Below are 22,695 nucleotides of genomic sequence, written 5' to 3'. Positions count from 1 at the left end.
TGACGGGACACGCGGCTCGCTTCAGAAGCCGCGCGGACCGGAGACGCTACCGGGACGTCGTCAGCAGCCGGCCGGGCCGCAGCGGGTCCCAGACGCCTTCGAAGACGGGCTGCATCGCGTCGTTGAGCGACTGCACCTGGGACACCGGCGACGGGGCCACCTTGGGTTGGATGCCGACGAGCGTGGCCGACGCGCCGAGGAGACCGATCAGGCAGAGGCCGGCGATCGCCCAGCGCGGCGCACCCCAGGTGTGGAGCACGCCGGCCAGCGTGACGAAGATGGCAAATAGGCCGATGAACTGATGCATTAGACACCTCTCAGCGGTGTCTAGAGCGAGAATAGAGCCAAGGACTCTGTTCCATAACGGAACACAAGTTATAAACGGCGTGGATACTGGAGGCTCATTCCCGGACTCGGGCGTGGACCCTCGCAGGTCGCCGACACCCTCTGTGCCGCAAGGATCGGCCAGGCAGCGCCGATGGGCTTCCGACGGGCGTGGCGGCTGCGTGCGGCATGTGCCTGAACCCGCCGGGTCGCTTCCGACCGATGTGCGATGGTTCGATTAGGACGGCGGTGCCCGGTCGAGAACCGGCGCATCCCCCCTCCCGCGCGGGAGAAGGGGGCCCGCGCCTTTCGCGGCATGGGCTCGGCCCTGGCCTCCGTGCCGATCTAATCGCGCACGGCGCTAGCGGCCCCGCGATCCCGTCGACGTGAGGCCGACGGCGGCACGTGGCGATCCGTGTCAGAGTCGGCTGACGAGGAAACCGAGACCGAAGCCGACGAGACCTGCCACGATCAGGGAGGCGTGCGGCCACTCGACGGATTTCTGATGACCTTCCCAGGCGACGTGGCGGCTCCGGTCGTAGGCCTCGGCGGCGTGGTCCGAGACCTCGTCGGCCGCGTGCCGCACGGCGTCCTTGGCTTGGCCGTAGAGATTCTCAGCGGTCCCCTGCGCCTCCCGGAGACGCCCCTCGAGCGCGTGACGGTCCGAGCCGACGGCGTCGCCGACCGCGCCCTGCACCTTCCCGCCGAGCGTGCGCGCGGCGCCCGTGATCCTGTCTGTGTCGACCATGACCATATTCTCCGAATGTGTCGCGGGAAGGTGCCGAAGTCGCGGCGGTCGGACTCCCAACCCTCTGTGGCGACTGGGGCAACAGCGATCTGCGCCGGGCGTTCCCCGGCTCCGTGGCGGAGTCCGGTCGAAACGATCGTGGGCGGTCGACGAATGCCCCGTCCTGCCCGCCGCTACCGCGCCCGACACGTGCGCTTCTTGAGCGGACGAGCGTCGCGCCAGGCGCAAGTCGCAGCCTCATTCAGGCCGCACTCACCGCCGAAGCGGCGAGCTTGAGCGTGAGGGGACCGGATGGACGAGGGCGGACGAGCACCGCGCGGCGAGCTGCCCATTCTGCGCAGGTCCCTGTCGCTCAGCCCGGTCGCGGCCCCGACCCACGGAGTGACGACGCCGCTCGACCGGCGACGGCTGAACCTGCGCTGGCTCTGCGCCAGCTGCCTGATCGCCACCTGCGGCGCGGCCCTCATGGGGGCGGCGCTCCGCATGTCCGTCGACAGCGATCTCGCGCCGGCCAAGCCGACATTCCGCCAGGGGCCTGCCCAGGTCGCGGAGGGGCAAGGGGTGGTCGGACAGCGCGGCGACCGCCTCGTGCGGCGCCAACTCGTCGCCTCGGACCGGGAGGAGTTCTCCGCGCCGGTGACCCACCAGGTCGGCGCGCGCGAGATCATCCGGACCCAGCCCTTCGTGCGACTGGTCACGAGCCTGTCCTCCGGCGACGCGGTCGACGGGCAGATCCCACCCTTCGATCCGACGCGCCAGCTCGCCGCGGACGGAGAGGTCGCCCCTGTCGCAGACGAGCCGGTGGACGATCCGTCCGCGACCACGGTCACGATCACGCGCTCCGCGCTCGCGGGCACGCCGGTTCCCGACGACGCGCCCGGCCTGAGCGACGAGGACGTCACGGCCCTCGTGGAGAGGCAGTCAGATGAGGCGCGCGAGACGGGGCCGCGGATCGCCGTGCCGCTCGCGCCGCAGCGGCTGCTCTCGCAGATCCTGGTCGCCGCGCCGGCCGACGCCGCCGCGACCGCCGCCGGCGCCGATACGGGCCGCGACCCGTTCCACGCGATCGAAGTGCGGGTCGTCCCGGAGAACATCACCGACCTCGCCGAGACCCAGCCCGCCTCCGGCCTGAGCCTGACCGAGACGCACGACGTCGTGCTCAAGCGCGGCGAGACTCTGGCCGACGCGCTGGCGGCGAACGGCGCCGAGCCGGCGCGCGTGACCGCCATCCTGGCCGCCTTCAGCGAGCATGCCCGCATCGGGCTGGCCGAGGGGCAGCACGTTGACCTGCTCCTCGTCCGGTCGCGCGCCGGCGAGGCCGCGCGCCGAATCGCCCGGGTGACGCTCTACGGCGCGGGCGGCGTCGAGGAGATCGTCGCGGAACGGGATTCCGGCGGCTTCGTCACGGTGGCGCCGCCGTCGGCCCAGGTCGCGGCGTCGCGTTCCGGTGACGACGGCGACGGAGAGGGCTCGGGCGCCAGCCTCTACAGGAGCATCTACGAGGCGGTCCTGCGTAACGGCCTGCCCGACATCCTGGCCGAGCGCATCGTCGGCATCTTCGCGTTCGGCCTGGACATGCAGCGCCGGATCGCCCCGTCCGACCGGCTGGAGGTGCTGTTCAGCCCGAGCGAGAAGGCAGGCGGCCCGCCGGAGGTGCGCTACGTCGCCCTGACGCTCGGCGGGGTGAAGCACCGCGCCTACCGCTTCGAGGCGCCCGAGGCCGGGACGGCGAGCTACTTCAGCGAGACAGGCAACTCGCTCCGCAAGTTCCTGATGCGCATGCCGATCGCCGACGGGCGGATCACCTCGCCCTTCGGCACGCGCGTCCATCCGATCCTCCACTACGCCCGCTTCCACAACGGCGTCGATTGGGCCAACAAGGCCGGCACGCCGATCATGGCGACGGGCGACGGGACCGTGGCGTATGCGGGCCCGCGCGGCGGCTACGGCAATCGCGTCGAGATCCACCACGCCAACGGCTACGTGACGGCCTACAATCACCTGCAGCGGCTCGCGCACGGCATTCAGGTCGGCGCGACCGTCCATCAGGGGCAGGTCATCGCCTACATGGGCTCGACCGGCCTCTCGACGGGCCCCCACGTCCACTACGAGGTGAGCGTCAACGGGCGCTTCCTCGACCCGATGACGATCCGCCTGCCCGACAGCCAGGGCGTTTCGCCCAGGCTGATGACGGCTTTCGAGCGGCAGGTGGCGGCCACGAACGCGCTCCGCCACCACGGCGCCCTGGCGATGTCCACCCTGCCGCTCTGACGCGGTCGCCCGGACCTCAGCCGGCCGCGGAGGGCCGCGTGCCGTCATCCGAGGGGGTGCCCGCCCCGGTCATCCGGCGGTCGACGGCGGCGAGCGTGTCGAGCAGGCGCTTCCGGAGCCGCGCCGCGCCCTCCATCTCCAGGGCGTCGACGTCGACGTAGAAGTCGATCCCCCGGGCGTGCTCGGAGAAGATCGTCTCCGGGGCCTCGGCGGTGAGGTCGCCCTCGATGGCGTAGGGGACGATCTCGCGGCTGATGCCCTTCATGCGGATCGGCTCCTGCGGGCTCGCCTGGACGATGTCGCTCACCAGCGCGTAGGTCTCGTAGCTCAGGGTGATGCCGCCCGGGACAGAGGCCGCCTGGAGGCGGGCGGCGAGGTTCGCCTCCGCGCCGATGATCGTGTAGTCCATCCGCTCGTCGCTGCCGAAATTGCCGACGTTGCAGTAGCCCGTGTTGATGCCGATCCGGGCCTGGAACGGGCGCTCGATGCCGGATCGCCGCCAGCGGGCGTTGAGCTGGCCCAGGCGCTTCTGCATCTCGATCGCCATTCGAACGCAGGCCTGCGCGTCCTCGCGGACACCCCGGCTCTCCGGGTCGCCGAAGAAGACCAGCATCGCGTCGCCGATATACTTGTCCACCGTGCCGCCGTGCTTGACCGCGATGGCGGTCATCTCGGTCAGGTACTCGTTCAGCAGCGCGGTCAGTTCCTCGGGCTGCAGGCGCTCGGTGGTCGCGGTGAAGTCCTTGATGTCGGAGAAGAAGATCGTCAGCTTCTTGCGCTCGGTCGCCACCGACACGTCCCGCTCGCCGCTGAAGATGCTCTTGTAGACCTGGGGCGAGATGTACTTGGCGATCTGCACCGAGACCGACGCCAGGAACCCGTTCGACTCGGTCAGCTCCCTGTTCATCCGGTCGATGAGGCGGGACTGGCGCGCCTGCAGCAGCAGGAAGGTGGTGCCGGCGAGCGCCGCCAGGATGAAGTAGCCGAGCAGGTACTTGAAGGCGAAGACGTTGGCGGCGATCGGCTGGTGCAGGACGATCTCTTGGATGCCGCGGACGTCGCCGACCTTCCAGTCGGTCTTCGGGCTCAGGGGATGGGCGTTGTGGCAGCGCACGCAGGCGGATTCCATGCGGATCGGCGCCGCGATGCGCACCTGCCGGTCGAAGATGGACCCCGTCGTCTCGCTGACGAAACCGGTCTTGGGGTGCGCCCGGAGGTCCGCCAGGGCCTGGGTCTCGAAGCTGTCGAGATCGTGCGGCTTGCGGTCCTTGAACGGGAGATCGGAGACGAAGCGGTACTTCACCGCGCCGTCGCCGCCGCTGATCCGCTCGCCGAGTTCCAGGGAGAGCGTCGCGGGGATCGGGATCGCGTTCGGCACCCCCTTGTAATCGTGACGCGTCTCGACCCGGCCGGTCGCGGCGTTGACCGCCTGGACGACGTCGCTGGCGTAGAAGCTGCGCATCTGGTCGATGATCCGGCCGGTCTCGATCGCCTGCGTGGCGAGCATGCGCTCGGACAGTCCGCGCAGGTCGAGCCAGACCGCGACCGGCAGCCCGGCCAGGCCGAACAGGATCGCCGCCACCAGGAGCGGTCCCATGAACCGCTGCTGGCGCGCGACCGACTCGTCGAAACTCGACATCTCTCGCGACCCCGGGACGCCAGGACACGGCCCCCATACTGGTCAGCTCCATATACAATGATGTCTTTCCGGAGAAGCATTGACTTTTCGGGCGCACCCCGAACCGCGGCATCAATGCAATGTCTGCGCGAAACACAGTCGACGAAATCAATCGACTTGGGGAGGTCGTGGCGCGCCCTCCGCCGTCGGCTCTCCGGAACGCGCTGAGCCGTGCCTGCGGCGGATCCCGCGAACGGCACCTATAGTCCGCGCGTCGACGGCGTGATTCCGGCCAGGCCATCTCAGATTGGTGCGGGCGCTGGGACGATTCGGGATCGGTCCTGGGAGGATGCGATGGCGGATGTACTGATCGTGGGGGCCGGTCCGGTCGGTCTGACGCTCGCCTGCGAACTCGCCCGGCACGGGGCGCGCTGCCGGGTCGTCGATGCTGCGGCGCGGCCGTCGCCCTATTGCCGCGCGATCGGGGTTACCCCGCGCACGCTGGAAGTCTGGGAGGACATGGGCCTCGCCCGCGAGATGATCGACGCGGGTCTCTGGCTCACGGGCCTGCGCACGATCCTGCACGGCCAGCCGCCAATCGACGCGGTTAGTCCACCGCTCGATCTGCCCTACGCGTCGCTCGGTCTGCCCCAATTCGAGACCGAGCGCGTACTGAACCGTCAGGCGGAGCGCTTTGGCGTCCGGGTCGAGCGCGGCCTGCGCCTGACGGCCCTGGAGCAGGACGGCGCCGAAATCCGCGCGCACCTGCAGGAGGCGGACGGTGCGGTCGCGGAGGCGCACTTCCGCTACGTCGTCGGCTGCGACGGTGCCCACAGCACGGTCCGACGCCAGCTCGGCATCCCGTTCGAGGGCGAGGCCTATCCCTGGCCGTTCATGCTCGGTGACGTGCACATCGCCTGGAATGTACCCTACGGCCTCGCGGTCCGGGCGCTGCGACTGAACGAGGACGCCCCGCCCGACATGTTCATCGCCATCCCGCTCCCCGAGCCGGGCCGCTACCGCGTCTCGATGCTCGCGCCGCAGCATCTGGTGCCGGCGGGCGGGTCGGACCACGGGTTCCAGGCCGAGCTTCAAGGCCCGTCGCTGGCCGACCTGCAGGCCGTGGCCGACGATCTCCTGCCGGACGGCTCGCGCCTGTCGGATCTGCGCTGGTCGTCGGTGTACCGCATCAGCATGCGCCTCGCCGCCGCCTATCGGCGCGGCCGCTGCTTCCTGGCGGGCGATGCCGCCCACATCCACCCGCCGACCGGCGGGCAGGGGATGAACACCGGGATCCAGGACGCCTACAATCTGGCCTGGAAGCTCGCCCTGGTTCTTCGGGGCGCCAGCCCCGAGGCTCTCCTCGACAGCTACGAGGGGGAGCGGCGCCCGGTGGGCGCGGACGTGATCGCGCGGACCCGGACGGCGAGCGAGGGATACGGTCGGGAGCGCGGCGGCGCGCCGGACCGCCTCGCCGACACGCAGGTCCTCGTCAGCTACCGGAACACGGCCTGGATCGCCGGCGACGCGACGGAGCCGACGGAGGCCGGCCCGAGGGCCGGCGACCGGGCGCCCGACGTCAACGGGCTGGTCCGCGACGGACTCGGCTTCCCGACGCGGCTCTTCGACGAACTCAGAGGCACCGAGCACGTCCTCCTCATTCATCCTGCCGGGATGTCGGACGCCGTGGCCGGCCCCGATCTGCCGATCTGGGCTCGCCAGCACCGTTCCCGCGTCCGGGTCGTCGTCATCGGCAGCGAGGTGCCCATCCCGGGCGTGACGACGCTCGCGGATCCGACGGGGGCCTTCGGTAAGGCTTACGGCGCGGGGACCATGGCCTGCCTGATCCGGCCGGACGGGCACCTCGCTTGGCGCGGCCGGACGTGGCGCGAGCCCGGCTTGCACGCGCATCTCCGGCGCCTGTTCCCGTCGGCCTTCCCGCAATGAGCGCGTGCCGTGGCCGGCATCCGACCGGCAGCCCGGCCCCTCGTCCGAGGCCCAACCGCATCGACGCGCCCGCAATCAGGAGCCCGGCCCGCCATCCCGTCCGGTGACGCGCTTCGACCAGTCCTCGACCGCGCCGGTCCGCAAGCGTCGGCGCAGGAGCAGGCGCCAGCTCTCCGCCAGTTCCGGGATCGCGCTCGCGGCGTGCAGCTCGGACCGGTTGCGCGTGTCGACGTAGAAGAGGTGGATCAGGCGCGCGAGCGACCAGTCCGGCCGCGGACGCGCGCGGAGCTCGATCCTGTCGCCCGGCTCGGCGACGCCGTCCTCGAGGACCCGCCAGTACCAGCCCGTCCGCCCCGTTCTCTGCACGGCGAGCGCCATCCCGCATCGTCCGAAGCGTCGGTCGAGCTTGAAGCAGGGCTGGCGCCCCTGGCTGACCTGTAGCAGCGCCGAGCCGAAGCGGGCGACGTCGCCGACGCAGACGTCGCGCTCTGTCCAGCCCGTCGTGGCGAGATTCTCACCGAAGGCGCCCGGTGCGGAGAGCAGCGGATGATCGCCGATCTCGGTGGCCCAGGCGGCGTAATGGTCCTGCGGATACTGGTGGAGCGCCTTCTCGGGACCGCCGTGGTACCGGAGATCGGCCTGGGCATCGCCCACGAGACCGGTCGCCGTGATCCGCCACGGCGCGGGAACGGGGTTCTTGACGATGCCGCTCGGCGGACCGTCCGGTCCCAGCGGCGCGACCGGGCCGGCGAGGACGAGCGGGAGGACGGGTGGGAGAAGAGGCGCCGTCATGGCCGCGCTTCCTCCGTGAGCCGGCAGCCGGCTTCGTCGCACCCGTCCGGTGCCAACTCCCCGCGCATCGATCCCGTGCCCGGTGCCGCGATCAGCGAGCCCACGAGGATCCCGAGCGCGAGGTCGTCGACCTGCCCGAAGGCGTGTTCCCGGACGCGTCCGTCGCGGTCGATGACGATCGTGGTCGGCGTTCCGCGCATACCGTAGCGTCGCATCGTCTGCGGGATCGGACCGTCGTCCTCGAGGAGGTCGACGGCGATCGGCAGGGTCAGACGATACTCGTGGATGAAGGCTTCGAGGGCGACTTCGGTCATGGCGGCATGATGCTCGAACACCGCGTGCAGGCCGATCACCGCGACCGCGCCGTTGCCGGCAAACATCCGGTGCAGCTTCTCGGCCTGCGGCGTGCCGTGCGCCACGCAGCCGGGGCACAGCATCTGGAACGCGTGCAGCACGACGACCGTGCCGCGCAGCGCGGCGAGGGAAAGTGGCGCGGGCGTGTTGAACCAGCGACCGGTCACGAGTTCGGGGGCCAGGATGGTCATGCCGCTTCTCCGGAGCTCCAGTCGTCGATGACGGGCGGCCGTCTGGTCGCATCGGCCGCTGGCCGCGCGGCGCCCTGTCGAGGCGCGGCCCGCGGGTGTGGCGGCCGGGCGGTGGCAGCCGCCGGGCCGAGGAGGCTCACTGGGAGCGGAGGCCGAACGAGATCCCGTAGGCGGTGCGGCGCGCCGCGAAGATCTCGTCCTTCGGCGCGTCGATGCCGTCCGCCAGCTGTCCCGGGTCGAAGGTGCCCTGGTCGCAGGTCTCGTTCGGCTCGATGCCGGTCACGGCGATCGTGCCGAGGGTGACCGCCTTCCGGTCGTCCTCGTTGGGCCACCGCTGGGTGATGTCGCTGCCGAGATCGTCGTTGGGCCCGGCGAGCAGGGCCACGACGTCGAACCCCGCCGGGCCCTTCGACAGCTCTTCCCGCAGCGCGTCGGCCAGGAAGTGTGCAGGCTTGCCCTTCGCCTCCTCGTCGCTGAGGGTGATCTCGCCGGCTCGGGGCACGATCTTGAACTTGAAGGGCACGGCACGGCCGTCCGCGTTGAGCCCCGTGAACGTGTGCACGCCCCAATAGACGAGGCCGGCATAGCTGCCCGGGACAGGCTTGCCGGCGACGAAGGCCGCCTGGCGCGTCGTCTCCGGATTGGCCTTCGCGAAGGCCGCGATGGCCTCCGGATTCGGCTTGCCGTCGGGGCCGGGAACGCGGACCTGCAGGAACGCGAGCATCTGGTCGACGGTCCGCGCGAAGTGGACCGGCGCGTTCTCGAACAGCAGATGGGTCTCGCCACCGTCCGACAGGAGCTTGATCGAGAAGCCGCGCAGAACGGTCCTGGTCGCGTCCGGCACCGACGGGTTGCCGCCGCCGACCGAGAACCGCCCGACGAGAGGCCACGGCCGCGTGAAACTGATCGACCGCGTCACCTGTCCCACTTCGGCCGCAGGGGTGTAGGTGCCGCGGACGCACTGCCCTTTGGCGAAGGTCGGGCGCACGCCGGGCCGACTGCCGGCGACTGTGCGCAGAGCCTCCACCAGGTCCTGGGCATCGGCGGCGATCGCCCCTGTCGGCGGCGCGAGGAGCGCGAGAAGGATCCCGCCGAGGCGTGCCAGCGCCGCGATCCTCGGCGCGGTCGGCGCCCTCACGGGTCGGCGATCGATCACGTCTGCGCGCGGCGAGGGCCCGGCCGCGGCCGGGGGTGGATCGTCGAGGCGGGCATATGCCATGGTGGTTCGTCCTTCTCTGATGCTCGGAGGGGGATCTTCCGGCGGTTCGGCGATGGCAGTCGCCGAACCGCTTCCTGTCGCGCGTCCTACTTCTGAGGGGTCACCTTGCCCGGCAGCGACAGGTTGCCCGAGGCGACCTTGAAGACGTCGCTGACGCAGAGCAGCGGCGCGTGCAGGTTGCCGTTCACCTTGAGGCCGGACGTCACCCCGTCGAACGAGGCACCCTTGATGCCGGTGATGAGCGAGACCGGGATCTCGACCTGAACCGTGTCGCCCCGGAAGGTGGTCGGGTAGTCCGGGCTGTCGATCAGGAGCGGGACCTTCGGCCAGGTCGGCGGAACCTTCGGCTTCGCGCCGTCCGGGATATCGACGACCTTCAGGCCGCCGCCGCAGGCCGCGTCCTTGGCGAGCACCACCCAGTGCGGGTGCCAGACATGGCGGTTCCTGGCACCGTAGGCCGCGTCGTCGAAATCGGGGTGGAAGGTGACGGCGAGCGCCACGATACCCTGAGCCTTGTCGAAGCCGATCGCGTCGCTGTCGAGGGTCGTCGGCCAGACGTAGGCGTAGACGCTCGAGCCCTCGAACTTGCCGGTGGCATCCGGCTTGTCCTTGCCCGCCTCGCCCCGGACCCGGGTGGTGAAGACGGCGGTGTCGCCCCTGGTCGCGATCGTCGTCTCGACGATGTCGAACGACGCCAGGACAGCGGGACTTGGCTGCGCCCGGATGGACTCGGCCGAGGCGCCGGTGGAGAGCACGCACAGAGCCGCCGCCACGAGGCCGACGCCCCGTGCCTTGATCCTCGTCATGACGATGTGTCCTTTCAGGTCTCTCGTGGTGCTCGGAGGGGCGGCGATCCATTCGCGAAGGACGTCCAGGTGGCAGCCTGGACGTCGGGATCGGCCGCTTCATGCTCGCCGCAATCGAGCCGGAGATCCCGGGTCCCGATCGCAGCGTTCACGAAGGCGCAATGGTGGGGCTGGGCCTCGGCCGGATGGGCGTTCGGCCTGAAATGGCGGCAGCTGACGCACATCCGCTGCACGGGGATGGCGCCCGCCTGCTGCAGGGTCCGGATGAGCTTGATCTGGGTCAGGAGGAGATCCGCCTGCTCAGGCGGCGTCAGCCGCGCCAGAGCCGACATCACCTGTGACGTGGCCGCGACGAGGGCGCGCCCGAGCGCGCGGCCTTCGTCGGTCAGGCGCACGATCACCGCGCGGGCATCCGCGGGATCGGGCGCACGCGTCAGCAGGGCCTTGCGGGCGAGCGCGGCGAGCGTGTCGGCCATGCTCGGTGCCGAGACGGCCAGCTGCGCGGCGATCTCCTTCGCCCTCAGGCCGGCCGGGCGTCCCGCGAGCAGCGCCAGCACCTGCGCCTGTGTCGGATTCAGGCCCGCATCGCCCGCGGCCGCCCACAGATCGGCCCGCAGCACGAGGGCGACGCGCTCGAAGCCCTCGCGCAGGCGGATCAGGACGGGATCTGGGTCGGCCGCGTGGTCCATGGATCGATAATTAGGAGTCCTAAGTATTGTAGTCAAGCCGAGTGGCAACCGCCGCTCCGCACGCGCACCGCAGCTCCGGAACGGGCCATTGCTTGCGGAGGACGACCTCCGACGGCGACGGCTCCGTCCGGCACGATCGTCGGTCGCGGAGCCACAGGATCGGCGCCGACATCAGGACGAAGCGACGCGCGCGAAACAGTCGGACCTCCGCAGCGACGAACAAGGGGGCGCCGACCCCTTTTCCGACGTCCGGAACGGTCGTGACGCAGGTGCATTCTCTTCCGGATCGAAGAGGAGCATCAGTATGCGCATCGTGGGACAAGCATCCGCCATCGCTCTCGTGACACTCATGAGCGTCGGTGCGGCTGAGGCGAAGGGCTGTATCAAGGGCGCGATCATCGGCGGTCTGGCGGGCCATTACCTCGCCGAGCGCGGCGTCGTCGGCGCCGTCGCCGGCTGCCTGGGCGGCCGCTACCTCGCCAACCGGCAGGCGCGGCGCAAGGAGATCGAGTACGGGTCGCGGGTCCAGCCGCGCGACACCGGGTACGGCGCGCCCCAGGCCTACCCACGCCGGTCCTACAGCTACTGAACACCGGCGGGGGCGGCTCGGGCCGCCCCCGCGTCTACGGTCTTCGATCCGCTGTATTGCCTGTGCGATCAGACCCGCGCGGGACCGATGGCGAGGCTGATCGCGTCCGATCTTGGGAGACGACAGCCGGGTTGGATCAGCCCTTCTTGCCCTGCTTGTAGCTCTGGATGGCGCCCTGGCAGCCCGGCGACAGCTTGGCCATATTCTTCTCGAAACAGGCTTGAGTTTCGGGCCCATCGTCAGGCGGCATGCCACCGCAGAAGGTCGTGAAATCGCCCATGCATTGCTGCTGGAGCGCCGCCTTGTCGTCGGCCGACATGGGCGCGGCGAGCGCGGCCGTGGCTCCTGCGGACAGAAGCAGAGCAGTCGTGATCAGACGTACCGGCATAGCGATGCTGTTCCTCGTGTCGATGAGCCGCTCAGAAAGCCGGACGGGCGCCAAACCGTTGCATGCGGTGCGCCGATGATCGGAAATAAAAAAAGAGGCGCCCGGCCGGGCGCCTCTCTGCTCCGCATGAATCCGGGTCGGATCAATCGTCCCAATCGTTGTCGTGGTGACGATGACCGTACCCGCGACGCTCGATCACGCGAACATCCGGACGATCCCAGTCTCGGTGGCCGAAGCGAACGCCGCGATAGCCGTCGCCGTAGCCTTCGCGCACGATCACGCGAGAATGGCCGTGACCCGGACCGTAGCCGTAGCCATAGCCGCCACCCCACTCATGGGCCTGAGCGGCAGAGGCTGCACCCAGCAGCGCGGTGCCGGCGACCAGGGTCGTGATAAGCTTCTTCATACTCCAACCTCGTTCATTGAACTGAAACGAGAAATGCAGTCGCCAATCATCGCGTTCCACGGCTCACGAAATTAATCAATCCTGCCGTTCATCGACAATTCATCTTCGACGATCCGCGCCTCATGAGCCGGAACCGAGCCCGGATCCTTATTGATCAGCATTGCTCGACTTGCAGCTGGTTCGTCCCGTCGAGCAAAATAGCCGGACGGGACGACGGTCGTGTCAGCGACGGGTGCCGGTCGAGCTGGTGCCGGTGGTGCCCGTCGTGCTTCCGCCGCTTCGCGACGTCGAACCGGTCGAGTCGGTCCCGCCGGACTTCATCTCGTGGCCCGGCGCGTAACCGGACGCGCCCGGGCTCCCGGCCCGGCTCCCGCGATCCTGCATCTCGTGGCCCGGAGTCTTGGACGAGGCCCCCTGCTCGGCGGCGACGGCGCTGCCCCCGAGTGCGAGGGTGGCGAGGACGATAATCGGCAAGCGTGTCATGGAGCGTCTCCTGTTTTGGAGCCCCTAAACGGCAGGATCTCCGGGACCGTTCCGACAATTCGTGCCGCTATCGACGTCGTGACTGCGCACGATCACGCTGTGAACGCCTGTTCCACCGGAACCTGTGCCGTTCCATCGCCACCTGTGCTTATTCTCGGACCAGCGCGATCCTGAAGACCGCGCGGTTATTCGGAGAGGCTCCGAGCTGACCGGCCTCGTGCCTTCGCGACGGCGGGGAACGGTTTGCCGCGGAGCACCGTAACTGGGGCGACGCGGGACGCCCCCGCTGTGAGGAAGGCATCCATGATCCGCACGCCAACGCTGATCCTGCTCGGCACACTGACACTGGCCGGAGGCATCCTCGAATCGACCTCGGCCGCCTTCGCCGATCCGCCCTGGGCCCGCGGAGAGCGGGGCTTCCGTCACGGCGGCCCGCCACCCTGGGCGCCCGCGCACGGCTATCGCCGCCACCGTGAGTTCGGTGGCTACGGACGCAGGGACGCGCGCTTCTACGAAGGGCGACGTTACGGTGGCTATCGCTACGATCGCTACTGACGGTCGCGATATCGCTCCGAACTCGCGCGGTCGACGGCTACCGCCGCGCGAGACGACGCGCCCGCGATTCTCGCAGGCATATGCGCCGATTGGACATGCGCCGATTGATGGTCCGGCGACGCGCTCACGCCCCTCCGACCGGCGCCCGCGCCGGCAAGCGGGTGGCGAGGACCTTGTCGATGCGACGGCCGTCCATGTCGACCACCTCGAGACGCCACCCCTCCGCCACGAACGCGTCCCCCGCCGCCGGAATGCGGCCGAGCTGGAAGATCACGTAGCCGGCCAAAGTCGTGTAGTCGTCCGTGCCCGGCGGATCGTTGAAGGCGAGACGCTCGAACGCGTCCTCGGCCGGCATCATGCCGTCGATGAGCAGCGAGCCGTCCTCGCGCTCGACGACCGCCGGGTCCTCACCGACCTCGGGTATGTCGCCCGCGATCGCCTCGAGGAGATCCGTCTGCGTGACGATGCCCTCCAGGCTGCCGTACTCGTCGACGATCACCGCCAGCTGCACGGGGTTGCGCTGGAAGCTCTCCAGCGCCGTGAGAACCGTCATGCCCTCGTGGACGACGTTCGGCGGCCGCATGGCGGTGGCGATATCGAGGGTCCGCCCGTCGAGGATCTGATCGAGCAGGTCCTGCTTACGCAGCACGCCGACGACCTCGTCGATGCCGCCGCGGCTCACGACAACATGGGCGTGGCTACAGGCGCGGACCGCCCGCGTGATCTCCTCGGGTGATCCGTCGAGGTCGACCCACTCGACCTCGTGGCGCGGCGTCATGATCTCGCGGACCCGGCGGTCCCCCAGCCGGAAGATGCGCTCGACCGCTTCCTGCTGAGCCTCGCGGATGAGGCCTGCCTCGCGGCTCGCCTCGACCAGGAGGTTGAGCTCGGCCGTCGAGTGGTGGCCGCCCTCGCCGTGGCCGGGCTGCAATCCGCACAGGCGCAGGACGCCGTTGCCGAGCCCGTTGAGGAACAGGATGGCCGGGCGGAACACGAACAGGAACACGCTGAGCGGACGGATCACCGCCAGGGCCGTGCGCTCGCTGCGCTGGAGCGCGAGGCTCTTCGGCGCCAACTCGCCCAGCACGATGTGCAGCGCCGTCATGATGACGAACGAGATCACCACGGCGACCGTGTGGGCGGCCGCCGTCGAGAGCATGTCCGGCAGCCACGTCAGTGTGGGCAAGATCAGGTGGGCCAGCGCCGGCTCGCCGACCCAGCCGAGCGCCAGGGACGAGATGGTGATGCCGAGCTGCGTCGCCGCGAGGTGGGCGTCGAGGTGGTCCGTGGCCCAGAGCAGCGCCTTCGCGTTCACGCGCCGCTCGGCGACGAGTTCGGCGACGCGACTCCTGCGCACCGCGACCAGGGCGAACTCCGCTGCGACGAAGAAGCCGTTCGCCAGAACCAGGGCGAGGACGGCAAACAACCCTAAGGCAGTCGCCCAACCGTCGTCCAAAATCGACACCTCCCGTGTGGCCGTCGCGCCGGCCGCGTCCCGACGGTCTCTACAGGAGAGCGGCGGCGCGGCCTACGGGCATCAGAGCCCGACCGGCCTCAGCGTTGTCCCCGGCGAACCTCAGCAAACACCGGGCCGCCCGCACCCCGGCGTCGGACAATCCTGTAGGGCGTTCGCGAGCGCGGGCGCTTGTCCGCGAGGGTGATGCGCCGACCGTCAGGCACTCGCGAGCCGCGCCGACGACAGTGCGCCGGGCGTGACCCGCCGGCCCCGGCGAGACAGGGTCATGCCGGGCGCCGGGACTGGGGGACATCCCAGGCCACGCGCGGCGCCGATCCGCGGTCGGATGTCAGTGACTGCCGCCGAGATACGCCGCCCGCACGGCCGGATCGTTGCGCATCTGCTGCGCCGGGCCCTGGAAGCGGATCCGGCCGTTCTCCAGCACGTAGGCGTGGTCGGCGACGCCGAGCGCCGCCATGGCGAACTGCTCGACGAGCAGCATCGTCACCTGCTCGGCCTTGAGCAGCCGGATGATCCGGAAGACCTCCTCCACCAGCTTGGGAGCGAGGCCCATCGAGGGCTCGTCGAGCAGGAGGATCTCGGGCCGCAGCATCAGCGCCCGGCCCATGGCGAGCATCTGCTGCTCGCCGCCCGAGAGCGTGCCGGCGAGCTGCGCGCGCCGCTCCTTGAGCCGCGGGAACATCTCGAAGGCCCGCTCGCGGTCGGCCGCGACGTCGCCCTTCGGACGCGAGCCGGTCAGGCGCGGGAAGGCACCGAGGGTCAGGTTGTCCTCGACCGAGAGCGTCGGGAAGACGCGCCGGCCCTCCGGCGAGTGCGCGAGGCCGAACCGGGCGACGTCGTGGCTTTCGAGGCCGCCGATCTCCTGTCCGTTGAGGCGAATCGAGCCCGCCCGCGGCCGGATCATGCCCGACAGGGCGCGCATCGTGGTGGTCTTGCCGGCCCCGTTGGAGCCGATCAGCGCCACGACCTGGCCCTTCGGAACCTGGAAGTCGAGGCCGTGCAGAACCTCGACCTGGCCGTAGCCGGCCGACAGACCCGTGACCTCAAGCATGGGTCATCTCCTCGTCGGCGACGGGGCTACCGAGATAGGCCTCGACCACCTTCGGATCGGCCTGGACCTCGCGGGCGCTGCCCTCGGCGATCTTGTGGCCGAAATCGAGGACGCTGACGCGGTCGCACAGGCCCATGACCACGTCCATGTGGTGCTCGATCAGGATCACCGTGATGCCGGCATCGCGGATCTTGCGGATGATCGCCGTCAGCTCGGCGATGTCGGGGGCGGTGAGGCCCGCGGCCGGCTCGTCGAGGAGCAGCAGGACCGGGTCGAGGGCGAGCGCGCGACCGATCTCGAGGAGCCGCTGCTTGCCGTAGGGCAGGTTGCGGGCCTCCACCTGCGCCAGGGCGCCGAGGCCCACGAAGTCGAGGATCGCCATCGCGCGGGCGCGCTGCTCGCGCTCCTCCCGGCGCCGCCGGGGCGTGCCGAGGATCGCGTCGAACAGGGTGCCGCGGAAGCTGTGGTGCAGGCCGACCAGCACGTTCTCGAGCGCCGTCATCTCGCGGAAGAGCTGCACGTTCTGGAAGGTGCGGGCCACGCCGGCAGCGGCGATCTCCGACGGGGTGCGCCCGTCGAGGCGCTTCGTCCCCTGACCGCGCGCGAGGGTCACGCTGCCGCCGGTCGGTTTGTAGATGCCGGTGAGCACGTTCATCATCGTGCTCTTGCCGGATCCGTTGGGACCGATCAGCCCGTGGATCGTGCCCGGCCGCACCGTGAGATCGACGCCGGCCAGCGCCTTGAGGCCGCCGAACTGCATCAGCGCCTGATCGACGGTGAGGAGCGGGTCGGCGCCCCGGTCGCCGCTCTGCACGCTGAGGGCCGCGCCCTCGGCGTGGAGGCTCTTGCCCTCGGCCGTGTGGGCCGGGCGCAGGGCGGGGATCTTCTCGCGGAGGAAGCCCACGATCCCGTCCGGCAGGTAATACACCACGAACAGGATCATCAGGCCGAAGACCGTCAGCCGGAAGTCGGTGACCGATTCGAGCGCGAGCGTGGCCGGGAAGAAGGCGAGGCAGAGCGCGACCGGCACCAGCAGGGCGAACCGGTTCTCCCGGCGGCGCAGGAAGGCGAGCGCGCCCACGACCAGTGCCGCGGCGGCGATGATCCCCGCCATGATCCGCACCAGGCCGATATCGGCGAGCACGTTCGGCATCATCACGATGATCGCCGAGCCGATGATCGGCCCCGCCCGCGACTTGCGGCCGCCCATCGTGACGGCGAGGAGGAACAGCACGGTCAGCTCGAACCCGTAGGAGTTCGGCGCCACGTAGCGCTCCGACCACGCGAACAGCGCGCCGGCGAGGCCGGCCAAAGCCGCCGAGATCACGAAGGCGTAGACCTTGTAGCGGTAGACGCTGACGCCCATGCAATCGCAGGCGATCGGCGAGTCGCGCAGCGCCTCGAAGGCGCGGCCGTAGGGCGAGCGCACCACCCGGTTGACGACCAGGATCGTGGCCAGGAGCGCCAGACAGACCAGGTAGTAGAATTCGAGCTTGCGGCCGGCCGCGCCCCAGGGGGCCTGGAGGCCCAGCAGCGAGAAGTCGATGACTCGGGCCGGCGGCAGGGTGATGCCGAGGGGACCGTTGGTCAGCGGCGTCAGCTCGTTGATGAAGATCTGGACGATGGTGCCGAAGGCCAGCGTCACCATGGCGAGGTAGGGGCCGGTCACCCGCAGGGCCGGCACCGCGAGCAGCACGCCGAAGGCGGAGGTCACCCCGATCCCGGCCAGGATGCCCCACCAGATCCCGAGCTTGAAGTGCATGAACAGCACCGCCGCCGAGTAGGCGCCGACGCCGAACAGGCCGGCATGGCCGAGGCTCACCTGCCCAGTATAGCCGACCACGATGTCGAGCCCGAGGATTAGGATCGCGTAGATCGCGATCACGATCATCAGGTGGATGTAGTACGAGCTCGTGACCACGTGCGGGAAGACCGCGAGGCCGACGACCAGCAGCACGGCGCCGAGGATGCCGACGTGGCGCGACAGGCTGGGGGCGGCCGCCGGGGCGGGCGCTTCGGTGGGGGCGAGGGTCTGCGCCATGGCTCAGGCTGCCGTGAGAATTGCGCGGGAGGTCACGCTCAGACCTTCTTGATGACGGCCTTGCCGAACAGGCCGACCGGGCGGATGGAGAGGACGACGAGGAGCAGGATCAGGCCCGGCACGTCCTTGTAGCCGGTCGAGATGTAGAAGCCGGTCAGCGTCTCCGCGACGCCGAGGATCAGGCCGCCGACGATGACGCCGAGGCCGGATTCGAGGCCGCCGATGATCGCCACCGCGAAGGCCTTGAGCGCCAGCACGGAGCCCATCGTCGCCCCGGTCAGGGTGACGGGCGCCACCAGCACGCCCGCGAAGGCCGCCGTCATGGCGCTGATCGAGTAGGAGAGGGTGATGACCTTCTGGGTGTTGATGCCCATCAGCCCGGCGGCGTCGATGTCGTTGGAGGTGGCGACAACCGCCTTCCCCCAGATCGACTTGCGATTGAAGATCTCCACCGCCAGCATCATCAGCAGCGCGCCCGCGACGATCAGCAGTTCCATCGGCAGGACGCGCACGCCGCCGACCTGAAGCGCCGTCTCGGGCAGCGGAGAGGGGAATTTGAGGTCGTCACGTCCCCAGACGTTCTCGGCGACGTTCTTGAAGATGATGCCGAGCGCGATGGTGGCCATGATCCACCCGTACTCGGACTTGATCTTCACGGCCGGGCGCACGCCGAGGCGCTCGACCACGGCTCCGAGGGCGAAGCCGAAGACTAGGACCAGCGGGATCATCAGCCAGTAGCCGACGAACGGCACCAGGGTCAGGCCGAACAGGGCCCCGAGGGCCAGCGCCTCGCCCTGGCCGAAATTGAGGGTCTTCGAGGTCGCGAAGGTCAGCTGATAGCCGAACGCGATGGCGGCGTAGATCATGCCGACCGCGACGCCGGACGCGATGAGCTGGAGCAGGATTTCCATGGGATCGCTGTCGCCGGAGGGACGTCCGGTCGCGCGGCGGGCGCCGCGGGACCGCTGTGCTGAGCGCCGGCGGGCTGTGACGCCGCCGGCCCCGAGGGAGCCGCCGCGCCCGTCGCGGGCGCAGCGTCCGGATCCTCAATTCGAGGACTTCTCCTTCAGACGAACCACGCCGGCGTTCTTGGCGTCCTCGTCCTTGGCGTAGACGATCTTGCCGTCCTGCACCTTCCCGAACACCACCATGTTGCGCGAGATGGCGTTGTGGTCCTTCGCCGTGAAGGGCTTATCGTAGGTCGTGACCACGCCCTCGACCTTCTCGTTCAGGTTCTCCAGGGCGGCGCGGATCTTCGCGCCGTCGGTGCCGCCGGCCTGCTTGATCGCCGCAGCGAGGAGGTAGATCGAGTCGTAGCCCTGGGCGCCGGCCACGGGGGTCGGGATCTTCGTGACGCCATAGGTCTTGTAGTAGTTCTCAAGGAACGCCTTGCGCTTCGGCAGGGTCTGATCCTCGATGAAGGTCTGGGGCATGATCACGCCGTTGCCGTTCGTGCCGGCGATGTCGATGAAGCTCTGCATCGAGGACGGCCAGCTCGTGATCATCGGAACCTTCCAGCCGAGCTTGGCCATGCCGTTGGCGATCTGGGCCAGTTCCGGCCCGATGCCGTAGGCCAGGATCACCTCGGCGCCGGCCTGCTGCGCCTTCAGCAGCTGGGCCGTCATGTCGACGTCCTTGATGTTGAACTTCTCGACCGCGACGGGCTTCACGTTCTTGGTCGCGAGATACTTCTCGATGTCCTCGCGCCCGAGCTGCCCGTAATTGGTCGAGTCCGCCAGGACCGCGATCTTCTTGTGACCCTGGGCGAGGGCCTCGTCGACCATCAGGCCGGCCTGAAGCACGTCGTAGGCGGAGTTCCGGAAGACGTAGTTGGCGTCGTAGTCCGGCTCCTTGAACTGGTTGGTGATGATCGTCCCGGTCGCGACGTTGTTGAAGACCGGGATCTCGGCCTCTTGGTAGAAGCGCTGGGCGGCCAGAGCCACGCCGGTATTGATGAAGCCGACGCTCGCGACGACTTTCTCCTTGTTGATCAGTTCCTGCGCGACCTGCGCGCCGACCTCGTTCTTGGCCTCGTCGTCGCGCTCGATCAGCTGGATCGGCCGGCCGAGAACGCCGCCGGCCTTGTTGATCTCGGCGGCGGCGAGCTTGGCGCCGTCCCGCATCGAGACACCCATCGAAGACGAGCCGCCCGTATAGGGCCCGCTCAGCCCGATCTTGATCGGGTCCGCGGCCCGCGCCGGGGCCGACACCATCGTCAATAACAGCACCGCGGCTGCAGCGCGACCTGCGAAGACCATCGTTTCCTCTCCAAGATTCCGCGTGCGCGGTGTGCCCTTCACCGTGGCACTCTGGGAGGGAGATCTCCCGAGACGGGTCGAGCCGTCAAGCTGAGATTTTGGGCGATCCCAGACGATTAATACAGATTGTCCGTTCCACATGTCGTAAAAGCTGCAGGCACCACAATTTCACGTCGTTGGTGCCGGCAGTCGGATTAAGCGCCGGGCGCGTTCGTGATAGGCCGGCGGCGCCGGTCGGCCGGCACATGATCCGGCGCCCCCACCTGCGGAACGCTGCGAGCTATGCGCGGCGGCGCCCGCGCTCCGCCTGGGTCAGGCCGTCGTAACCCCAGCTGTCCTTCGGCACCTCGTGGATGACGATGTAGGACACCTCCGCCAGTTCGGCCCCGAGGACGGTCTTCAGGAGCTGGTTTACTTCAGCGATGAAGCGCGATTTCTCATCGGGCGTGTTCGTGTCCGCGCTGATGATGGCGTCCACTTGCGCGGCGCGGGCGATCGGCTCGGCACCGACGCTCCATCCCGCGACAGGCACCGCCTCGACCAGTACGCCGACCAGAGGCGCGACCTTGTGCAGGACAGTGGCCATCAACCGGGTGATGCCCGCCTGGATCGCCGTGATCTGCTCGGGAGCGAGGGGCGTGCCCGCGACTTTGACATTGATGAAGGGCATGGTCGTCGGTCCGTGGCTTCGCGACCGCCGCGGCGGCCAACGGACGAAGGCTTACGTGACCTTGAGAATTCGGATAATTTGAAATTTCACCGCCCTGTGTTCGGCAAAACCGAATGATGGGGCCTCATCTCCGCTGGCGGGAGCCACGTCACCCTGGGCTCCGCCGTCCCGTGATCGAGCCTCGCGACGCGGTCAGGGCAAGGTCCGAACAGCGGTCGGGTGCCTCTCGCGGTCTCTCCTCGAGAAGTCCTGGCCAGGGCGATCGGTCACCGTTCGCGCGCGGGCGGAGACCGAGAGGACTGATGTTCGATGGCCGGGGGCGTCTGCGGCGCTCCGAGAGCCCGTCACTGGCCATCGCGCCCTCACGCGACGTGCTCCCTTATGGTCTCGAGAAGAATATCGGTGAGCCGCGCGACGGCCGGCGCCAATTCGGCTTCGGCCTGGTGGAGTGTCAGTGACGCGCTCGGAAGAGGCGGCAGGCCGGTCGCGGCCGGATCGAGAACGCTCAGCGTTTTCGGCAGGCCGACGGCGGTGCGCGCGGTGACACCCAAGCCACCTTCGGCGGCGGCCCAGAGTCCCGAGAGGCTGGGGCTGGTGAAGACGAGCCGCCAGGGCAAGCCGCGACCGTCCAAGGCAGACACGGCCGCGGACCGGAACGTGCACGGCGGCGTGAAGGCCGCGAACGGGACGGGTTCCCGGACCGGGTCCGCGAGACCCGGCCGGTCCGGGGGGCCGATCCAGTGGATCGGCACTTCGGCGACCCGGTGCGCGTGAGGGGCACCGCTGCCGTCCCCCCAGACCAGCGCGACGTCGAGCTCGCCCTTCAGGGTCTTCTCGACGAGCTGCGCGCCGAGCCCGACCTGAACCTCGATACGCACACGCGGATAGGCCCGCGAGAACCGCTTGAGCACCGCCGGCAGCCAGCCCTCGGCGAAATCCTGCGCGAGGCCCAGCCGCGCCCAGCCCTCGAGCTCGGGTCCGCGCAGCCGGTCGACCGCCTCGTCGTTGAGTTCCAAGAGCCGCTTCGCGTAGCCGAGCATGCTCTCACCGGCGGCGGTCAGCGCGAGACCGCGTCCCGCCTTCTGCACGAGCGGCTGACCAACCTGTTCCTCCAGCTTCCGGAGCTGCGTGCTGACAGCCGATTGCGACCGCCCCAGTCGCTCGGCCGCGCGGGCGAAACTGCCGAGCTCGAACCCGGTCACGAAGGTGCGGAGCACGTCCATGTCTAGGTTGGTGCGCGTCGCCATGCTTCGATTTCCGGAAAGTCTTTATTCAGGTGTTTCAAATTTTCCGGACGATCCTGGGGGCGTAAACGGGGAGCGTCAAGGCAGTCAGCCGCTCGACGTCGCAGGAGACCGCAAGCCATGCCCCTCGTTCGGATCTCGCTCCTCAAGGGCAAGTCACCGGCCCATATCAGAGCCATCTCGGACGGCATCCATCGCGGCCTGCGCGACGCCTACGGCGTGCCCGCAGACGACCGCTTTCACCTCATCCATCAGCACGCGTCGGACGAACTGATCTACGATTCCGACTATCTCGGGCTCCACCGCACCGACGACGTGGTAATCATCAACATCGTCGCGGGCAATTGGCGGGACACGGCCAAGAAGAAGGCTCTCTACAGAGCGATCACCGACAACCTCGTCGCCGATCCCGGTCTTCGTCCGGAAGACGTGCTCATCGTCCTGTCGCCGAACGCGCGCGACGAGTGGTCCTTCGGCAACGGCCTGGCGTCCTACGTCCAGGACGACGCGGACTGATCCGTCCGGGGCAACGCGATCTGCCTGGCGGGACCGCCGCCTCGCGCTGACCGGTGCC

General features: G+C 69.4%; 23 protein-coding genes. 5 read left to right on the top strand and 18 right to left on the bottom strand.

Going from position 1 to position 22,695, the window contains the following annotated elements; genetic code table 11:
* Positions 1-46 precede the first annotated feature (46 nt).
* Both BLW78_RS09280 and BLW78_RS09275 read right to left on the bottom strand, forming a co-directional pair.
* Entirely contained in the window at positions 47-307 is a 261-nt protein-coding gene (locus BLW78_RS09280; protein WP_091678807.1) for a hypothetical protein, read from the bottom strand.
* A 435-nt stretch (positions 308-742) separates the two neighbouring features.
* On the bottom strand, positions 743-1,072 hold the full coding sequence (locus tag BLW78_RS09275) for a CsbD family protein (protein WP_091678804.1): 330 nt from the start codon (positions 1,070-1,072) through the stop codon (positions 743-745).
* 291 nt (positions 1,073-1,363) lie between these two features.
* Between BLW78_RS09275 and BLW78_RS09270 the strand changes: the two genes are divergently transcribed.
* On the top strand, positions 1,364-3,343 hold the full coding sequence (locus tag BLW78_RS09270) for a M23 family metallopeptidase (RefSeq protein WP_244526870.1): 1,980 nt from the start codon (positions 1,364-1,366) through the stop codon (positions 3,341-3,343).
* A gap of 16 nt (positions 3,344-3,359) precedes the next feature.
* On the opposite strand, the gene BLW78_RS09265 is transcribed toward BLW78_RS09270, so the two are convergent.
* Positions 3,360-4,982 carry an adenylate/guanylate cyclase domain-containing protein gene (locus tag BLW78_RS09265; RefSeq protein WP_091678800.1) on the bottom strand — a complete coding sequence of 541 codons (1,623 nt, stop codon included), beginning with the start codon at positions 4,980-4,982 and terminating at the stop codon, positions 3,360-3,362.
* A gap of 333 nt (positions 4,983-5,315) precedes the next feature.
* On the opposite strand from BLW78_RS09265, the gene BLW78_RS09260 reads away from it, so the two are divergent.
* Complete coding sequence (locus tag BLW78_RS09260; RefSeq protein ID WP_091678798.1) at positions 5,316-6,908, top strand: FAD-dependent monooxygenase; 1,593 nt, start codon at positions 5,316-5,318, stop codon at positions 6,906-6,908.
* A gap of 75 nt (positions 6,909-6,983) precedes the next feature.
* Here the strand turns inward: BLW78_RS09260 and BLW78_RS09255 are convergent, their stop codons facing one another.
* The 5 genes from BLW78_RS09255 to BLW78_RS09235 all read right to left on the bottom strand — a co-directional run bounded on the left by BLW78_RS09255 (position 6,984) and on the right by BLW78_RS09235 (position 10,959).
* Positions 6,984-7,700 carry an MOSC domain-containing protein gene (locus tag BLW78_RS09255; RefSeq protein WP_091678795.1) on the bottom strand — a complete coding sequence of 239 codons (717 nt, stop codon included), beginning with the start codon at positions 7,698-7,700 and terminating at the stop codon, positions 6,984-6,986.
* Complete coding sequence (locus BLW78_RS09250; RefSeq protein WP_091678793.1) at positions 7,697-8,245, bottom strand: peroxiredoxin family protein; 549 nt, start codon at positions 8,243-8,245, stop codon at positions 7,697-7,699. The genes BLW78_RS09255 and BLW78_RS09250 overlap by 4 nt, the downstream gene beginning before the upstream one ends.
* Positions 8,246-8,381: 136 nt before the next feature.
* On the bottom strand, positions 8,382-9,383 hold the full coding sequence (locus tag BLW78_RS09245; protein ID WP_244526869.1) for a catalase: 1,002 nt from the start codon (positions 9,381-9,383) through the stop codon (positions 8,382-8,384).
* 167 nt (positions 9,384-9,550) lie between these two features.
* Positions 9,551-10,270 carry a hypothetical protein gene (locus tag BLW78_RS09240; RefSeq protein ID WP_091678787.1) on the bottom strand — a complete coding sequence of 240 codons (720 nt, stop codon included), beginning with the start codon at positions 10,268-10,270 and terminating at the stop codon, positions 9,551-9,553.
* A gap of 14 nt (positions 10,271-10,284) precedes the next feature.
* On the bottom strand, positions 10,285-10,959 hold the full coding sequence (locus BLW78_RS09235) for a MarR family winged helix-turn-helix transcriptional regulator (RefSeq protein WP_091678785.1): 675 nt from the start codon (positions 10,957-10,959) through the stop codon (positions 10,285-10,287).
* A gap of 304 nt (positions 10,960-11,263) precedes the next feature.
* Here BLW78_RS09235 and BLW78_RS09230 point away from each other — a divergent pair, with 304 nt between their 5' ends.
* On the top strand, positions 11,264-11,548 hold the full coding sequence (locus tag BLW78_RS09230; protein WP_020091654.1) for a hypothetical protein: 285 nt from the start codon (positions 11,264-11,266) through the stop codon (positions 11,546-11,548).
* 136 nt (positions 11,549-11,684) lie between these two features.
* Here BLW78_RS09230 and BLW78_RS09225 read toward each other — a convergent pair whose 3' ends face one another.
* From BLW78_RS09225 to BLW78_RS09215, 3 genes are all read right to left on the bottom strand, one after another.
* The gene (locus BLW78_RS09225; protein ID WP_020091655.1) at positions 11,685-11,936 is read right to left on the bottom strand and encodes a hypothetical protein; all 252 of its coding nucleotides are present in this window, start codon (positions 11,934-11,936) and stop codon (positions 11,685-11,687) included.
* A 142-nt stretch (positions 11,937-12,078) separates the two neighbouring features.
* The gene (locus BLW78_RS09220) at positions 12,079-12,342 is read right to left on the bottom strand and encodes a hypothetical protein (protein WP_091678782.1); all 264 of its coding nucleotides are present in this window, start codon (positions 12,340-12,342) and stop codon (positions 12,079-12,081) included.
* A 222-nt stretch (positions 12,343-12,564) separates the two neighbouring features.
* Positions 12,565-12,825 carry a hypothetical protein gene (locus BLW78_RS09215; RefSeq protein WP_056521516.1) on the bottom strand — a complete coding sequence of 87 codons (261 nt, stop codon included), beginning with the start codon at positions 12,823-12,825 and terminating at the stop codon, positions 12,565-12,567.
* Positions 12,826-13,128: 303 nt separating this feature from the next.
* Here BLW78_RS09215 and BLW78_RS09210 point away from each other — a divergent pair, with 303 nt between their 5' ends.
* The gene (locus BLW78_RS09210) at positions 13,129-13,380 is read left to right on the top strand and encodes a hypothetical protein (RefSeq protein WP_091678779.1); all 252 of its coding nucleotides are present in this window, start codon (positions 13,129-13,131) and stop codon (positions 13,378-13,380) included.
* 124 nt (positions 13,381-13,504) lie between these two features.
* Here the strand turns inward: BLW78_RS09210 and BLW78_RS09205 are convergent, their stop codons facing one another.
* The 7 genes from BLW78_RS09205 to BLW78_RS09175 all read right to left on the bottom strand — a co-directional run bounded on the left by BLW78_RS09205 (position 13,505) and on the right by BLW78_RS09175 (position 22,124).
* Positions 13,505-14,806 carry a hemolysin family protein gene (locus BLW78_RS09205; RefSeq protein ID WP_244491754.1) on the bottom strand — a complete coding sequence of 434 codons (1,302 nt, stop codon included), beginning with the start codon at positions 14,804-14,806 and terminating at the stop codon, positions 13,505-13,507.
* Between the two features lie 379 nt (positions 14,807-15,185).
* Entirely contained in the window at positions 15,186-15,908 is a 723-nt protein-coding gene (locus BLW78_RS09200; protein WP_056521510.1) for an ABC transporter ATP-binding protein, read from the bottom strand.
* Positions 15,901-17,949, bottom strand: coding sequence for a branched-chain amino acid ABC transporter ATP-binding protein/permease (locus BLW78_RS09195; protein ID WP_091678776.1), 2,049 nt, complete (start codon positions 17,947-17,949; stop codon positions 15,901-15,903). Before BLW78_RS09195 ends, BLW78_RS09200 begins: the two co-directional genes overlap by 8 nt.
* 38 nt (positions 17,950-17,987) lie before the next feature.
* Entirely contained in the window at positions 17,988-18,860 is an 873-nt protein-coding gene (locus BLW78_RS09190; protein ID WP_020091659.1) for a branched-chain amino acid ABC transporter permease, read from the bottom strand.
* 135 nt (positions 18,861-18,995) lie between these two features.
* A complete protein-coding gene (locus BLW78_RS09185; protein ID WP_026604708.1) occupies positions 18,996-20,207 on the bottom strand; it encodes an ABC transporter substrate-binding protein in 1,212 nt (403 codons plus the stop codon).
* 280 nt (positions 20,208-20,487) lie between these two features.
* A complete protein-coding gene (locus BLW78_RS09180; RefSeq protein WP_091678773.1) occupies positions 20,488-20,877 on the bottom strand; it encodes a tautomerase family protein in 390 nt (129 codons plus the stop codon).
* 362 nt (positions 20,878-21,239) lie between these two features.
* Entirely contained in the window at positions 21,240-22,124 is an 885-nt protein-coding gene (locus BLW78_RS09175) for a LysR substrate-binding domain-containing protein (protein WP_091678771.1), read from the bottom strand.
* Positions 22,125-22,241: 117 nt separating this feature from the next.
* Here BLW78_RS09175 and BLW78_RS09170 point away from each other — a divergent pair, with 117 nt between their 5' ends.
* Complete coding sequence (locus tag BLW78_RS09170; protein ID WP_091678768.1) at positions 22,242-22,637, top strand: tautomerase family protein; 396 nt, start codon at positions 22,242-22,244, stop codon at positions 22,635-22,637.
* Positions 22,638-22,695 lie beyond the last annotated feature (58 nt).

The sequence above is a fragment of the Methylobacterium sp. 275MFSha3.1 genome, assembly GCF_900108435.1.
In the GTDB taxonomy this organism is placed as follows: Bacteria; Pseudomonadota; Alphaproteobacteria; order Rhizobiales; family Beijerinckiaceae; genus Methylobacterium.
The sequence above is the reverse complement of the archived record's forward strand: the minus strand, read 5'-3'. Positions and strand labels throughout refer to the sequence as shown.